The organism is Roseateles sp. GW821-FHT09B06, assembly GCF_059418245.1.
In genome coordinates this window covers 45,396-59,689 of the sequence record NZ_JBWKPM010000023.1, presented here as the reverse complement: position 1 = coordinate 59,689, position 14,294 = coordinate 45,396, and the positions used below count along the sequence as shown (strand labels likewise).

The following is a 14,294-nucleotide window of genomic DNA, read 5'->3' as shown; positions in this document are numbered from 1 at the left end:
AGCTTGGTTCAAGATCCTGGTCTTGATGACAGGATAAGCCCTGTCCTAGTCCTTCAACACGATTGATGCCCCAAGCGTTGACACCATGCTACGCCCTTCTGTGAATTCGTGTGCAAGGCAAGACCTGGCCCCCTGGAGCGACCCCCCCGAAAGCAGTGGGCGGGCCGCGACGATGAATATGCATGGCGCGTGCCAGGCCGTTGATCAGGCAAGAAAAAAGCCGTGAACGAGTCACGGCTTTGCGCTTTTTTACCTGCCAGCTTGCGGCGCCGCGTTACCGAGTCCCACGCAGCTTTTCGATCAGGCCGTTGAGTTCGTCCAGCGAGCCGAACTGGATCGACAGCGCGCCCTGCTCGCCGCGCTTGGTGCGCTTCTTGACATGGATCTCGACCTGGGCGGTCAGCAGGTCCGACAGCTCCTCCTCGAGGCGCAGCACGTCGCGGCTCTTGTCGCCCTTGACGCGCAGCAGGGGCTTCTGCCGGCCCGCGCCCTGGCGCGACACCAGCTTCTCGGCCTCGCGCACGCTGAGCTTCTTGGCGGCGATTTCGGTCGCGGTGGTGATCTGGTGCGCGCCGTCCAGCGGCAGCAGGGCGCGCGCATGGCCCATGTCCAGATCGCCGGCCATCAGCATGTTCTGCACCGGCTCGGCCAGCTGCAGGAGGCGCAGCAAATTGCTGGCGGCACTGCGCGAGCGGCCAACGGCCTGGGCGGCCTGCTCGTGGGTGAGGCCGAACTCGTCGGTCAGGCGCTTCAGGCCCTGGGCCTCTTCCAGCGGATTGAGGTCTTCGCGCTGGATGTTCTCGATCAGCGCCATCGCGGCCGCGGCCTCGTCGGGCACCGGCTTGACCAGCACCGGCACCTCGCGCAGGCCGGCCAGCCTGGCGGCGCGGAAGCGCCGCTCGCCGGCAATGATCTCGTAGCGTGCCTGGCCATCCTTGGACGATTCGGGCGTGATCGGCCGCACCAGGATGGGCTGCATGATGCCCTGGCCCTTGATGCTCTCGGCCAGCTCGTACAGCGAGCCCTCGTCCATGCGGGTGCGCGGCTGGTACTTGCCGGCCTGCATCAGTTCCAGGCGCAGGCTGTTAGGTTCGCCGTCGCGCGTGGCGGCCGGGCTATCGCTGACTTTGGGGCCCAGCAGGGCCTCCAGGCCCAGACCGAGGCCCTTGGGTTTTTTCGTGACCATATGGGCTGCGATTGTCCCTTATGCCGCGAGCTGGCTCAGCAGGGCCTGACCCTCGGGCCAGTCCGCGAGGCCGGACTCGCTGTTGATGTGGCCGCGCGGGCCGATCATCACCAGCTCGGCACCCCAGTCGGCCGCCATCTGCGTGCCGCGCTCGGGCGCGCAAAAGGGGTCGTCCGAGCTGATCACGGCGATGGCGGGGAAGGGCAGGCGAGGCCGGCGGATCGGCCGCCAGTTGTGCAGCTGCGGCGGCATGTGCTCGGCCTCGGTGTCGGGCGGCGCCACCAGCAGCGCGCCCCTGACGCGCGCCAGCTGCTTCGAATGCTCGGCCCAGGCGGCCACCAGCTGGCAGCCCAGCGAATGGGCCACCAGCACCGCCGGCTCCGGGCTCTCCAGCAGCACCTCGTCCAGGCGGGCCATCCAGTCGCCGCGGCGCGGCCATTGCCAGTCGGCCTGCTCGACGCGCAGATAGCCGAACCGCCGCTCCCAGCGGCTCTGCCAGTGATCCGGGTCGGAATTCAGCCACCCGGGCAATAACATGACACGCGCCATCGGACCCCTCTTGCCTTATGCTTCGCTTCCCTTTGGTGTGCGCGATTGTGCGGGAGAAGTAGTCATGACTTACAAGGTGTTTGTGGACGGCCAGGAAGGCACGACGGGCCTGCGCATTCACGAGTACCTGGCCGGCCGAGCCGACATCGAGGTGCTGAAGATAGCCGCCGACAAGCGCAAGGACGCGGCCGAGCGGGCCCGCCTGCTGAACGCCGCCGACGTGGCCTTCCTGTGCCTGCCCGACGCGGCCTCGCGCGAGGCCGCGGCCATGGTCACGAACCCCAACACCTGCCTGATCGACGCCAGCACCGCCCACCGTACCGTGGCCGGCTGGAGCTTCGGCCTGCCCGAGCTGGCCAAGGATCAGCGCGACAAGATCCGCGCCAGCAAGCGCATCGCCAACCCCGGCTGCCATGCCAGCGCCTTCATCCTGGCGGTGCGCCCCCTGGTCGATGCCGGCCTGCTGGCCGCCGACGCGGCGATCAGCGCCACCTCGATCACCGGCTATTCCGGCGGCGGCAAATCGATGATTGCCCAGTACGAGGCCGGCGGCGACGCCCGCCTCGATTCGCCGCGGCCCTATGCGCTGGGCCTGGCGCACAAGCATCTGCCCGAGATGATGGTCCACACGGGCCTCAAGACGGCGCCGGTCTTCATGCCGATCGTCGGCAATTTCTACAAGGGCCTGGCCGTCACCGTGCCGCTGCACCTGAGCCAGCTGCGTGCCGGCTCCAAGGCCGAGCATCTGCACGAGGTGCTGAGCGCCTATTACACGGGCGAGCGTTTCATCCGGGTGCTGCCGCTGCGCGACCCCGCGACGCTGGAAGAGGGCTTCTATGACGTGCAGGCCTGCAACGACACGAACCATGTGGAGATCGCGGTGTTCGGCAGTGACAGCCAGGTGCTGGTGATGGCCCGCCTGGATAATCTGGGCAAGGGCGCCAGCGGCGCGGCCGTGCAGTCGATGAACGTGCACCTGGGCCTCGACGAGGGCCAGGGCCTCCTCTGATGGCGGTGTCGGCGCCGCGCCTTTGGCGCCGCGATGCCGAGCTGCCCCAGGCCGACCTCGAGGCGATTCGCGAGGGCGTGATCGTCCACGGGCGCCAGCAGACCCAGGGCAGCGATGCGCAGGATATCGCCTGTGCGCTCTACGAGGGCGGCGAACTGATCGCCGGCGCCTGGGGGCGCACCGAATTCCAGCGCCTCCATGTCGCCTATCTCTGGGTGCGGACCGAGCGCCGCGGCGAAGGCCTGGGCGGCGAGGTGCTGCGTCAGATCGAGGCCCAGGCGCTGCGCCGCGGCTGCGTGGACGCCCTGATCGAAACCCTGCTGGATGAGGTGGCCGAGGTCTACGAGCACCTCGGTTACGCCTGCATCGCCCATCTGCACGACTATGTGCCGGGCTTCACGCGGCACACGCTGCTGAAGGTCTGGCAAGCGCGCGACTGAACGCGGCCGTCGTCAATGCAGCTCGGGCAACGGGCTGCGGTAGTGGTAGCGGTAGGCGAAGGTGAAGCCCAGGCGGCGATAGACCCGCTGGGCGGTCTCGTTGTCGCTGCCCACCTGCAGATAGGCTTCGCGCGCGCCCTCGGCCCGGGCGGCCGCCAGCAGGGCCAGGCACAGCCGCTGCGCATGGCCCCGGCCGCGCCGTTCGGGCGGCGTGAAGATGTCGTAGAGGCCGACGATGCCGCCTTCGCGGACGAACTGGCCGCAGGCCAGCAGGGCGCCCTCGGCGTCGCGCAGGCAGTGGCCGCGATAGGGTACGGGCGACTCCAGCAACCGCTGCGCATGGGCCTCGATCTCGTCCGCGCTCGATCCGCGCAAGGCGCCGACGACCCGGGCATAGGCCGAGGCCCCGACCGCCTCCACCCGCTGGCTGGGGGGCAGGGCGGGGGCCGGCAGGTCGTCCAGGCCGGGACGCACCATCACGTCGGCCGGGTCGAACCGGGACCAGCCCTTGGCAGCCAGGCACCGATCGAGGTCGGCTGGCCGGCTGAAGGGGGTGACGCGCACGCACAGCGGCAGGCTGGCGGCCGCGAAGGCGGCGCGGCAACGCTCCAGCAGTTGGTCCAGCGGCAGGCTGCCCTCGTCCAGCGCATTGACGCAGCGCGAGCGTTTGGCCTTGCCGGGGGAGAGGCGGATCAGCCAGCCCTCGACGCGCTGCTCCTGCGGCGGCGTGCTGGCGTTGAGACCGGCCGCTTCGGCCCGGCGGGCCAGGGCCTCGTCCGGCGCCATCACATCGTTCCGACGCGCCGCACCATTTCGCGCGCGAATTCGACGAAGGCCTGGGCACCCTTGGAGGCCGGGTCGAACACCACGCCGGGCATGCCATAGCTGGGCGCTTCGGCGAGGCGCACATTGCGCGGGATCACGGTGTCGAACACCTTGTCGCCGAAATGGCCCTTCAGCTGCTCGCTGACCTGCTGCTGCAGCGTGATGCGCGGATCGAACATCACGCGCAGCAGGCCGATGATCTGCAGGTCCGGGTTCAGGTTGGCATGCACCTGCTTGATCGTGTTGACCAGATCCGACAGGCCCTCCAGCGCGAAGTATTCGCACTGCATCGGCACGACGACGCCATGGGCCGAACACAGGCCGTTCAGGGTCAGCATCGACAGCGATGGCGGGCAGTCGATCAACACGAAGTCGTAGTCATCGCCGACCGTGGCGATGGCGGCCTTCAGGCGGCGCTCGCGGCGCTCCAGCTCGACCAGCTCCACCTCGGCGCCGGCCAGCTCCCGGTTGGCGCCCAGCACGTCGTAGCCCACCTTCTCGCTGCGCTGCTTGGCTTCGGCGATGCTGGCCGACTCCAGCAGCACGTCGTAGATGCTCAGCTGCAGGGCGCGCTTGTCGATGCCCGAGCCCATCGTGGCATTGCCTTGCGGATCCAGGTCGACAACCAGCACGCGCTGGCCCACCTGGGCCAGGCCGGCGGCCAGATTGACGGTCGTGGTGGTCTTGCCGACCCCGCCCTTTTGATTGGCAATGCAGAAGATCTTGGCCATGGACTTGTTGTTCTGATCAGGCAGCGATGGTAGCCCGGAAGCTCGCGGGCCAGGAGCGGATCAGGCCCAGGGTTTGATCCAGATGAGACAACGTTGCGCATCGAGACCGGGAACCCGTAGCTGTTCCACGTGAAACACATCAAGGTCCGGGGGCAGGGCGGCCAGTTCCTCGGCCGGATGCTGCCCCTTCATCGCCAGCCAGATGGCGCCGGGCTTCAGGTGCTGGCGGGTCAGGGTGGTGAAGTCCAGCAAGGAGGCAAAGGCGCGTGAGGTGATCAGGTCGAAGGGCGGCACCTCCAGGGCTTCAACGCGCGAATGCTCGCCATGCAGGTTCGGCAGCGCCAGCTCGGCGGCCACCTGCTTGATGAAGCTGGCCTTCTTCGCGACCGCGTCGACGCAGCTGACGTCGATGCCGGGCTCGCAGATGGCCACGACCACGCCGGGCAAGCCGCCGCCGCTGCCCACGTCCATCAGCCGCAGGGGTGCACCATCGGAATACCGGCGCAAGGCCGGTATGAGGCTGAGGCTGTCCACCAGGTGCTGGGTCAGCATGGCCTGCGGTTCGCGGACGGCCGTCAGGTTGTAGACCTTGTTCCATTTCTGGATCAGGGCCAGGTAGCCGAGCAGCTTGTCGAGCTGCTGGTCGCTGAGCGCCAGGCTCAGCTGCTGCGCGGCGGCCGCCAGTGGGGCGCGCAGGAGGTCGAGGTCGGTCATCGGATTCAGGCGGCGGCGGGAGTGTCGGTGAAGCCCTTGAAGCGCCCCTTCTTCAGGTGCACCAGCAGCAGCGAAATCGCGGCCGGCGTGACACCGGAAATACGGGAAGCCTGACCCAGGGTTTCGGGCTTGTGCTTGGCCAGTTTCTGGCGCACCTCGAAGGAGAGGGCGGCGACCTGGCTGTAGTCCAAGTCGGCCGGCAGCCTCAGGTTCTCGAAATAAGCGGCACGGGCCACGTCCTCGACCTGCTTGTTGATGTAGCCGGCATATTTGACGCTGGTCTCGATCTGCTCGACCACGGCATCGGCCAGGGTCGAACCCAGTTCGCTGCGCAACGCCTTGCGCGAAACAGCCGCTTCGGGGCGGGCAATACCGGCCACCTCGGCGATGGTGTCGAACACCACGCCGGGCCGGCGCAGCAACTCGACGAGGTTGTACTCGCGCTCCAGGGCCTTGCCGACCAGGCGCTCGGCATCGGCCGCCGGCAGGATGCCGGGATGCACCCAGGTGGACTTCAGCTTCTCTGTTTCACGTGAAACAGCATCGCGCTTGCGGTTGAAGGCTTCCCAGCGCGCATCGTCCACCAGGCCCAGGCGGCGCCCCTCTTCGGTCAGGCGCAGGTCGGCGTTGTCTTCGCGCAGCTGCAGGCGGAACTCGGCCCGGCTGGTGAACATGCGGTAGGGCTCGGTCACGCCCTTGGTGATCAGGTCGTCCACCAGCACGCCCAGATAGGCCTGGTCTCGGCCCGGCAGCCAGGGGCCTGCGCCCTTGATCTGCAGCGCGGCGTTCAGGCCGGCGAACAGGCCCTGGGCCGCGGCTTCCTCGTAGCCGGTCGTGCCGTTGATCTGTCCGGCGAAGAACAGGCCCTGGATCGCGCGGGTCTCGAAGCTGGACTTCAGCTCACGCGGGTCGAAGTAGTCGTACTCGATCGCGTAGCCGGGGCGCAGGATATGCGCGTTCTCCAGGCCGGGGATCGACCGCACGGCGGCCAGCTGGATGTCGAAGGGCAGGGAGGTGGAGATGCCGTTCGGGTAGAACTCGTGCGTCGTCAGGCCCTCGGGCTCCAGGAAGATCTGGTGCGAGTCCTTGTCGGCGAAGCGGTTCACCTTGTCCTCGATCGAGGGGCAGTAGCGCGGCCCGACGCCCTCGATCACGCCGGTGAACATCGGGCTGCGCTCGAAGCCGGAGCGGATGATCTCGTGGGTGCGCGCCGAGGTGTGGGTGATCCAGCAGGGCAGCTGCCGCGGATGCTGGTCGGCCGAGCCCATGAAGCTGAACACCGGCACCGGATGGCTTGGAGGCGTGCCGTCTGCCGAGGGCACGCCGTCACCCGGCTGTTCCTCGCATTTGGAGAAGTCGATCGTGCGGCCGTCGATGCGCGGCGGCGTGCCGGTCTTCAGGCGGCCCTGCGGCAGCTTCAGTTCCTTGAGCCGGCCCGACAGCGAGACGGCCGGCGGGTCGCCGGCGCGGCCGGCGCTGTAGTTCTGCAGGCCGATGTGGATGCGGCCGTCCAGGAAGGTGCCGGCGGTCAGCACGACGGCGCGGGCGCGGAAGCGGATGCCGGACTGCGTGACTGCGCCCACCACCTTGTCGCCCTCGATCATCAGGTCGTCGACGGCCTGCTGGAACAGCATCAGGTTCGGCTGGTTCTCGAGGCGCCGGCGGATCGCGGCCTTGTACAGCACGCGGTCGGCCTGGGCGCGGGTGGCGCGCACGGCCGGACCCTTGGAACCGTTCAGGATGCGGAACTGGATGCCGCCCTCGTCGGTGGCCGCGGCCATCGCGCCGCCCAGCGCATCGACCTCCTTGACCAGGTGGCCCTTGCCGATGCCGCCGATCGAGGGGTTGCAGCTCATCTGGCCCAGGGTCTCGATATTGTGGGTCAGCAGCAGGGTGGAGACGCCCATGCGCGCAGCGGCCAGCGCGGCCTCGGTGCCGGCATGGCCGCCGCCGACCACGATGACGTCGAATTCCTTGGGATAGAGCATGGGTGAAGCCTCGATCTGGCGCCGGAAAGAGGGAGAAAAACGTCGGCGCGGGCAAACCCTGAATTTTACTGGGGGGCTGTGGATAAGTCACGGCCGAGGGGCATGGCCGGGCCGACAATATCGCCATCATGAACTGCCGAGACCATTGCGCCGCCTGCTGCATCGCGCCGTCGATCAGCTCCCCGATTCCGGGCATGCCCGTCGTCAACGGGGTGAGCAAGCCCGCCGGCGTGCGCTGCATCCAGCTCGACGACGAGGACCGCTGCAGGATCTTCGGCCGGCCCGAGCGGCCCGCGGTCTGCGGCTCGCTGCAGCCCAGCGAGATCATGTGTGGCGAAACGCGCGAACAGGCGCTGCGCTGGCTGGGCTGGATGGAGCGCGAGACAGCGCCCTGACAGGCTGCGGGCATAGACTGGGCTCCAACAACAACGATGGAGACAAAGACGATGTCCGCAAACCCGACCCAGCGCCGCCTCATTCTTCAATCCGGCCTGGCCGGTGCCGCCAGCCTGCTCGGACTGCCGGCCGGCGCCCAGGCCGCCTGGCCGAATCGCTCGATCCGACTGATCGTGCCCTTCGCCCCGGGCGGCAGCAGCGAGATCGTCGCCCGCGCCACCGCGGCCGAGCTGACCAAGAGCCTGGGCCAGACCGTCTATGTCGAGAACAAGCCGGGCGGCGGCGGCAATATCGCGATGGGCGAGGTGGCCCGCGCCGACGATCAGCACACCCTGATCCTCGGCCATATCGGCACCCTGGCCGTGAACCCCTACATCTACGACAAGCTGCCCTTCGACACCAACCGCGACTTCAAGCCCGTCACCCTGCTGGCCAAGGTGCCCAGCCTCTATGTCGTGCATCCGGACGTGCCGGCCAAGGACCTGAAGGAATTCGTCGCCCTGGTGCGCAGCAAGCCGGGCCGCCTGAACTACGGTTCGGCCGGCAACGGCAGCGCCGGCCACCTCGCCTTCGAATACCTGAAGATGGTCGGCAACCTCTTCATCCTGCATGTGCCCTATCGCGGCACCGGCCCGCAGCTGACCGATCTGCTGGCCGGCCGCCTGGACGCGGCGGCGGTTGGCGCGCCGGCCATCATCCAGTTCATCAAGGCCGGCAAGCTGCGCTGCATCGCCACCGGCTCCAAGGAGCGCCTGCCGCAGCTGCCCGATGTGCCGACCGTGGCCGAGCAGGGCTTCCCGGGCTTCGAGATGACGCAGTGGTATGGACTGAACGCGCCGTCCACGATGGCCCCCGCCAATATCGACAAGCTGGCCGTGGAAGCCGCCAAGGCGATCCGCTCGGTCGGCGCCAAGGAGCGACTCAGTGCCGACGCGGCGGAGGCCGTCGGCAACACGCCGGCCCAGTTCGCCGCGTTCATCGCCCAGGAGCAGCAGCGCTGGAAGGCCGTGGTGGCCCGCGCGAAAATCAAGCCGGATTGAGCTCCGGCGTCGCCCGACCGAGGCGGAACAGGTTGCGGAACCTGTTCTCCACCCGGTCCCAATGCTTGTCGTGGAAGTAGTGCATCACGGTGTTGACCAGCGGTTCCACGAAGGTCACGGCGCCGGCCACGGCCAGGTTGCCGGTCATCGCATAGGTCACGCCGAAGGCGGTGCCGATATGCAGGATGCCGAAGCTGGCGGTCTTGGCCATGGTTGATCTCCTATTGATGGATTAATTTCAATAGGTGAATGCTAATGATTAGTATCGGCCCGGGCCAGTTGGATTTGGCCATCGCGGCGATAGCCCCGGGGGCCGAGCGGCCCGGCGTCAGGCCTGGGCGCTGGGTGCCGGTACGGCGCGCAGGTCCTGCGCCACCCGCCCATGATGCAGGGTGATGACGCGCTGCGCGGCGGCGATGGTTTCCGGACGGTGAGCGATCACTATCCTGGTCAGCGAGAGCTGGCGCAGCGAGGCATTGACCTGGCGCTCGCGCTCCACATCCAGTGCGCTGGTCGCCTCGTCCAGGAACAGGAACTGGGGCTTCTTGTACAGGGCCCGCGCCAGCAGCACGCGCTGGCGCTGGCCGCCGGACAGGCTGGAGCCCATATCGCCGATCAGGCTCTCGTAGCCCATCGGCATCGCGGCGATGTCCTCGTGCACGCAGGCGAGGCGGGCGCATTGCTCGATCCAGTCCTGGTCGGCCTCCGGGTCGAAGAAGGAGATGTTGTCGCGCAGGCTGCCGGCAAAGAGTTGGTCGTCCTGCATCACGGTCCCGATGCGCCGGCGCCAGTCCGAGAGGCCGATCTGCGACAGGGCCTGGGCGCCCAGGCGGATATCGCCGGACTGCGGCGCATGGATGCCCAGCATCAGCTTCAACAAGGTGGTCTTGCCGCAGCCCGAAGGTCCGACGATGGCGACCGATTCGCCCGGCTCGATGCGCAGGCTGCAGCCCGAGATCACCTCGGGCTCGCCATCGGCATAGCGGAAGTACACCTCGCGCAGCTCCAGCGCGGCCGGTGCCGGCGCGGCCTGGGGCGCGGCCACCGTATCCAGCGGCTCCGGCGCGGTGAGCACGATGTCGGCCAGGCGCTCGCCCTGCAGGCTCAGCATCTTCAGCTGCACGGCCTTGTCGATCAGGGCGCTGATGCGCAGGCTGAACTGCTCCTTGTAGGCCAGGAACGCGAACAGCATGCCCACCGAGAGCTGGCGGTCCAGCACCAGCAGCGCACCCAGCCAGACGATGGCAATGCGCTCCAGCCCGAACAGCAGCTTGTTGGCCACGCCCATGCCCAGTTCCAGCCGGCGCGTGCTCAGCTGGGCGTTCATGCGCTCGACCACCAGATTGGCGAAGCGCGCGCCGCGGTCGGCCTGGGCATTGAACAGCTTCACGGCCTGGGCGCCGCGCAGCGATTCGATGAAATGGCTGGTCTGGCGCGCCTCGTGCACCAGGGCCTCCTCCGAGGCCTGACGCAGCGGCCGGTAATAGGCCCAGCGCAGCAGGCCGTAGGCGGCCACCGCGCCCAGCGCGATCAGGGCCAGACGCGGGCTGTAGACCCACATCATCGCCAAGGTGATCACGACCATCAGCCCGTCCAGCATCGCCTCGATGAACTGCGTGGTCAGGGTCTGCTGCATCTGCTGCACGCTGTTGAAGCGCGACAGGATGTCGCCCATGTGGCGCTTCTCGAACCAGGCCAGCGGCAGGCGCAGCAGGTGCGTGAACACATTGCCCAGCCACTGCAGGTTCAGGCTGGCCGAGAGCTGCAGCACGGCCCAGGAACGCAGGGCGCCGATGCCCACCTGCAGCAGCACCAGCAGGCCGAAGCCCACGCCCAGGGTGACCAGCAGATCGTGGTCGGCGCTGACCAGCACGCCGTCCACCACCCATTGCATGAAGAAGGGCGAGAGCAGCACCAGCAGCTCCAGCGCCAGGGCCAGGGTCAGGATCTGCGCCAGCGAGCGCTTCAGGCCGACGACCCTGCCCAGCAGCTGCTGCCAGCGGATCTTTGGCGGCGCGGCCTTGGGTGCGAAATCGGCGCCGGGGCGCAGTTCCAGCGCGACGCCGGTGAAGTGGCGCGACAGCTCGGCGAGCTTGATCCAGCGCCGCCCGGCCACCGGGTCGTGCAGCAGGGCGCGGTCGCCGCGCACCTCGACCAGCACGACGAAATGGCGGAAATCCCAGTGCAGGATGCAGGGCAGCTGCAGCTGGGCCAGGTGCTCGGGTTCGGCACGCAGCGCGCGGCTGGCCAGGCCCAGTTGGGCGGCCATGCGCACCAGCTCGGCCATCGTGGCGCCCTTCAGCGACAGCGAGAAGCGCGCACGCAGCTCGGCCAGGTCGCAGCGCTGGCCATGGAAGCTGGCCACCATGGCCAGGCAGGCGAGGGCGCATTCGGCGCCCTCGGTCTGCAGGATCAGGGGCAGGCGCGAGCCGCGGCTCCAGCCGAGGTTCAGGCGCTGCAGGACAGACGCGGGGGAGGGGGTATCAGACACGATTTGCCAGCGCCAGCAAGGGCTCGAAGATCCATTCGATCAGACGCCGGCGCTCCAGCAGCACGTCGGCATCCAGCTGCATGCCGACGGCCAGCGGCTGCTCGGCGCCATAGGCTTCGACCGACTGGCGCTGCAGCGCCACCGTGATGCGGTACAGCGGCTCCTGGCCACCGGCGGCCGGGCCCAGGGGCAGGCCGGCCAGCTCGGCCGCCGGCAGCGGCGTGCGCGAGACCTGCAGCACCCGGCCTTCCTGATGGCCGAACTTCTGATAGGGATAGGCCTGGTAGCGCAGCCGCACCGCCTGGTCCGGCCGCACGAAGCCCACGGCGCTGGAGGGCGCGTAAAGATAGGCCTGCATGCGCGTGTCGGCGGGCAGCACGCTGGCCAGCGCCAGGGCCGGCGTGACCGGTTGGCCGGGCTCTGCCTGTATGGTGGACACCACGCCGTCGCTGGGCGCGCGCAGCACCAGGCGGCGCTTGGCCTCGGTTTCCAGCCCCAGGGCCTTCAGTGACGCCAGTTCGCGGGTGAGTTCGCCACGCCTTTCGGCCAGTCGCAGCGGCAGCGCGTCGCGCTCGGCCCGCAGCGCGGCTTGCTCGGTGCGCAGCTTCTCGCGCTCGCGCTCCAGGGTCAGCGCCTGGGTGTCGGCGTCCAGCAAATCCTTGCGACGGCTCTGCAGCTGGGCGTCGGAATAGAAGCCCTGGCCACGCAGGGTCTCGGCCCGCGCCAGTTCCTCGCGCACCAGGCGGCGCCGCTCGCGGTGCGAGCCGGCTTCCTCGTTGGCGGCGCCCAGCTCGCCCTGCTGGGCCGCCAGCCGGCGCTCGATCCCGTCTTTCTGCTGCTGGAACTGGCGGTCCAGCTGCTGCAGCGCGTCGCGCAGGGACGACTCGCGTTCGGCCAAGCTCTGGGCCACGCCCTCACCGATACTGGCGGTGGCCGAGTCGAGACTCAGCTCGAACAGCACATCGCCGGCTTTGACCTGCTGGCCTTCGGCAACGCGGCGCGCCAGCACGGTGGCCGCCTGTGGAGCCGTGATGCGCAGCACGCCACGATCCGGCACCAGATAGCCGCCGACGCGGGCCTTGCGGCTGTATTCGGCGGTGCAAAGAAAGGCACCGACCAAAACGACGCTGCCCACGGCGCAGGCCGTGAGCAGCTTTAGCGAGAGGGGTCTCAGCAACTGAATGCTGCCCAACCAGGACTGCTGCTGGCCGGCCAGTGCTTCGGGACGGAACAGCATTCAGAGTGCCAGGCTTACTGGCCCCCCCTCGGAGTGGATGACAGCGAAACTTGGATTTACCAGGTGTTCTTCGGAGCCTGGCTGGAAGTCGTCGTGGCCAGCTCGACGGCATCGGGCTCGGACCAGGTGTTCTTGGGGGCGCCGCCGCTGACGAACTGCAGCAGGCTGGCATCGATCTCGACGGGGCCCGTGGACTGGTGGGCGGCGGGAATGACTTGTTGCTCTTGAACTTGCTTTTGCATGACCGGCTCCGGGTGTTCTGTGATGTGCGAAGAAGTGCACAGCCCGGATTGAAACGGCAACGTCGATCATGCGTAACTGTCAACTCTTACAGATGGGGGATGTACGGTGCCGGTCTTATCGTATTAAGCCAAGGCGCAGCGCCTTGAGCACGGCCTGATGTTTGTTGCTGCTGCCCAGCTTGTGCATGGCGTTGTTGATGTGCAGCACCGCCGTGCGCTCGGTGATGCTGAGGATGCCGCCCACCTCCCAGGCGGTCTTGCCCTCCATGGTCCAGCGCAGGCATTCCAGCTCGCGGGGGGTCAGCTTCGGGGCATCCAGCTGCTGTTCCGGCGGCAGCAGCACGCGCATCGCGGCATCCAGCGCATGGACGGCAAACAACTGCAGATCGGCAACCAGACGGGTGAGTTGAGTGTTGTCCTGCGGCAGCGGCTTGTCGCGATCGACTCCAAGCACGAAGTGTCGGCCTTCGGGGAGGTGCAATGCCAGGCAGATACCGGTTCGGTAGCCGAAGCGGGCCTGGTTCTCCCAGAAGTCGGCGACGTTGTGGTGCACATAGGTCTGCTGATCCCAGACGATCGGCACACTGCTGCGCTTGCAGTGCTGCATGACCGGATCAATACGTCCCAAGCGGGGATCGTTCAATGCATCGCTGAATCCAGGCGGTGAATTGTCGATAGCAATGAACTCCGACTTGCCAATCGCATGGTCGACAACGGTGATGGCCGAGAAGGTCTCGAACTCCAGTTGTTTGGTGAAGCGCAGCACCTCGCCGCGAAATTCATCACGGGTTCTGGCTTCGAGCACCGACTGGTAACCGCCCTGCAGCATCGAACTCTTTCTCACAATAGGCCGGGTCGATCAGGCGACACCGGGCTTCAACCCATTCATATCCCTGACAAGGTTTACAGCTAGCGATTCATGGCGGGCCTTTGCACACTGACCGCAATGCATCAGCCGAACAAGGCTTGTGCCAGCTGTCCTTCATCCAGAGAAAAATTAAGACAATGACTCCAACTTGGATTGTGTACGCTTGGCCGCGAATTTTGTGTGAGACCCGGCGCGTAACCCGTTTGCATTTCGCGCATTCGACGACTCGTGTGTTGGTGTCGGGCGACGCCGAGCATCCTTCCATGGGACAAACCCTGTGGACCGGGGAATCGGAGAACGGCGCCGCGGCCGGGGTGGCCTGGGACTGGATCCGCCTGCCCGAGGGCGTGGTGGCGCTGGCCGACCCGATGGCCCTGGTGACCAATCTGCAGTTCGTCAGCGCCGAAGGCGAGGTGCTGGCACCGATGCAGTCGGTGCTGCAGCTCAACGGCATCGTCCACACCCTGCCCTGGCAGGACGAGGTGCAGCGGGCGCTGGGCTTGGTGCACTAGGCCCCGCCCAACGGCCTGCGTCCGGGCTCTGCCCCTCGAGGGGCGCGCCCGAAGAACCGGCGCAAA

The 14,294-nt window shown here is 67.7% G+C and carries 16 protein-coding genes; 5 read left to right on the top strand and 11 right to left on the bottom strand.

Features of this window, described 5'->3' with window-relative positions:
* Positions 1-274 precede the first annotated feature (274 nt).
* Together AC07OQ_RS18285 and AC07OQ_RS18280 are read right to left on the bottom strand one after the other, a co-directional pair.
* Positions 275-1,186, bottom strand: coding sequence for a ParB/RepB/Spo0J family partition protein (locus tag AC07OQ_RS18285; RefSeq protein ID WP_495054565.1), 912 nt, complete (start codon positions 1,184-1,186; stop codon positions 275-277).
* Between the two features lie 18 nt (positions 1,187-1,204).
* On the bottom strand, positions 1,205-1,723 hold the full coding sequence (locus AC07OQ_RS18280; RefSeq protein ID WP_495054564.1) for an RBBP9/YdeN family alpha/beta hydrolase: 519 nt from the start codon (positions 1,721-1,723) through the stop codon (positions 1,205-1,207).
* A gap of 76 nt (positions 1,724-1,799) precedes the next feature.
* Between AC07OQ_RS18280 and argC the strand changes: the two genes are divergently transcribed.
* Positions 1,800-2,744: an N-acetyl-gamma-glutamyl-phosphate reductase gene (argC, locus tag AC07OQ_RS18275; protein ID WP_495054563.1), complete on the top strand. Its 945-nt coding sequence runs from the start codon at positions 1,800-1,802 to the stop codon at positions 2,742-2,744.
* Entirely contained in the window at positions 2,744-3,184 is a 441-nt protein-coding gene (locus AC07OQ_RS18270) for a GNAT family N-acetyltransferase (RefSeq protein WP_495054562.1), read from the top strand. The genes argC and AC07OQ_RS18270 overlap by 1 nt, the downstream gene beginning before the upstream one ends.
* 12 nt (positions 3,185-3,196) lie before the next feature.
* Here the strand turns inward: AC07OQ_RS18270 and AC07OQ_RS18265 are convergent, their stop codons facing one another.
* The 4 genes from AC07OQ_RS18265 to mnmG are packed head-to-tail and all read right to left on the bottom strand — an operon-like array spanning position 3,197 to position 7,442.
* Positions 3,197-3,970 (bottom strand): GNAT family N-acetyltransferase, encoded by a 774-nt coding sequence (locus AC07OQ_RS18265; RefSeq protein ID WP_495054561.1) that lies wholly within the window; start codon positions 3,968-3,970, stop codon positions 3,197-3,199.
* Positions 3,970-4,740, bottom strand: coding sequence for a ParA family protein (locus AC07OQ_RS18260; protein ID WP_495054560.1), 771 nt, complete (start codon positions 4,738-4,740; stop codon positions 3,970-3,972). The genes AC07OQ_RS18265 and AC07OQ_RS18260 overlap by 1 nt, the downstream gene beginning before the upstream one ends.
* 60 nt (positions 4,741-4,800) lie before the next feature.
* Positions 4,801-5,454, bottom strand: a complete 654-nt coding sequence (gene rsmG / locus AC07OQ_RS18255) for a 16S rRNA (guanine(527)-N(7))-methyltransferase RsmG (RefSeq protein WP_495054559.1) — start codon at positions 5,452-5,454, stop codon at positions 4,801-4,803.
* A 5-nt stretch (positions 5,455-5,459) separates the two neighbouring features.
* Positions 5,460-7,442 carry a tRNA uridine-5-carboxymethylaminomethyl(34) synthesis enzyme MnmG gene (gene mnmG, locus AC07OQ_RS18250; RefSeq protein WP_495054558.1) on the bottom strand — a complete coding sequence of 661 codons (1,983 nt, stop codon included), beginning with the start codon at positions 7,440-7,442 and terminating at the stop codon, positions 5,460-5,462.
* 128 nt (positions 7,443-7,570) lie between these two features.
* Between mnmG and AC07OQ_RS18245 the strand changes: the two genes are divergently transcribed.
* Together AC07OQ_RS18245 and AC07OQ_RS18240 are read left to right on the top strand one after the other, a co-directional pair.
* On the top strand, positions 7,571-7,837 hold the full coding sequence (locus AC07OQ_RS18245) for a YkgJ family cysteine cluster protein (RefSeq protein WP_495054557.1): 267 nt from the start codon (positions 7,571-7,573) through the stop codon (positions 7,835-7,837).
* Between the two features lie 51 nt (positions 7,838-7,888).
* On the top strand, positions 7,889-8,878 hold the full coding sequence (locus AC07OQ_RS18240; protein ID WP_495054556.1) for a Bug family tripartite tricarboxylate transporter substrate binding protein: 990 nt from the start codon (positions 7,889-7,891) through the stop codon (positions 8,876-8,878).
* Here AC07OQ_RS18240 and AC07OQ_RS18235 read toward each other — a convergent pair.
* The 5 genes from AC07OQ_RS18235 to AC07OQ_RS18215 form a co-directional block, all read right to left on the bottom strand.
* Positions 8,865-9,089 (bottom strand): DUF2061 domain-containing protein, encoded by a 225-nt coding sequence (locus tag AC07OQ_RS18235; RefSeq protein WP_495054555.1) that lies wholly within the window; start codon positions 9,087-9,089, stop codon positions 8,865-8,867. The two genes, AC07OQ_RS18240 and AC07OQ_RS18235, sit on opposite strands and share 14 nt — an antisense overlap.
* Positions 9,090-9,206: 117 nt before the next feature.
* Positions 9,207-11,369: a peptidase domain-containing ABC transporter gene (locus AC07OQ_RS18230; protein WP_495054554.1), complete on the bottom strand. Its 2,163-nt coding sequence runs from the start codon at positions 11,367-11,369 to the stop codon at positions 9,207-9,209.
* On the bottom strand, positions 11,362-12,606 hold the full coding sequence (locus AC07OQ_RS18225) for an HlyD family secretion protein (protein WP_495054553.1): 1,245 nt from the start codon (positions 12,604-12,606) through the stop codon (positions 11,362-11,364). The genes AC07OQ_RS18230 and AC07OQ_RS18225 overlap by 8 nt, the downstream gene beginning before the upstream one ends.
* Before the next feature lie 56 nt (positions 12,607-12,662).
* On the bottom strand, positions 12,663-12,848 hold the full coding sequence (locus AC07OQ_RS18220) for a hypothetical protein (RefSeq protein WP_495054552.1): 186 nt from the start codon (positions 12,846-12,848) through the stop codon (positions 12,663-12,665).
* A gap of 115 nt (positions 12,849-12,963) precedes the next feature.
* The gene (locus tag AC07OQ_RS18215) at positions 12,964-13,677 is read right to left on the bottom strand and encodes an autoinducer binding domain-containing protein (RefSeq protein WP_495054551.1); all 714 of its coding nucleotides are present in this window, start codon (positions 13,675-13,677) and stop codon (positions 12,964-12,966) included.
* Between the two features lie 176 nt (positions 13,678-13,853).
* Here AC07OQ_RS18215 and AC07OQ_RS18210 point away from each other — a divergent pair, with 176 nt between their 5' ends.
* A complete protein-coding gene (locus AC07OQ_RS18210; RefSeq protein WP_495054550.1) occupies positions 13,854-14,228 on the top strand; it encodes a DUF4902 domain-containing protein in 375 nt (124 codons plus the stop codon).
* Positions 14,229-14,294 lie beyond the last annotated feature (66 nt).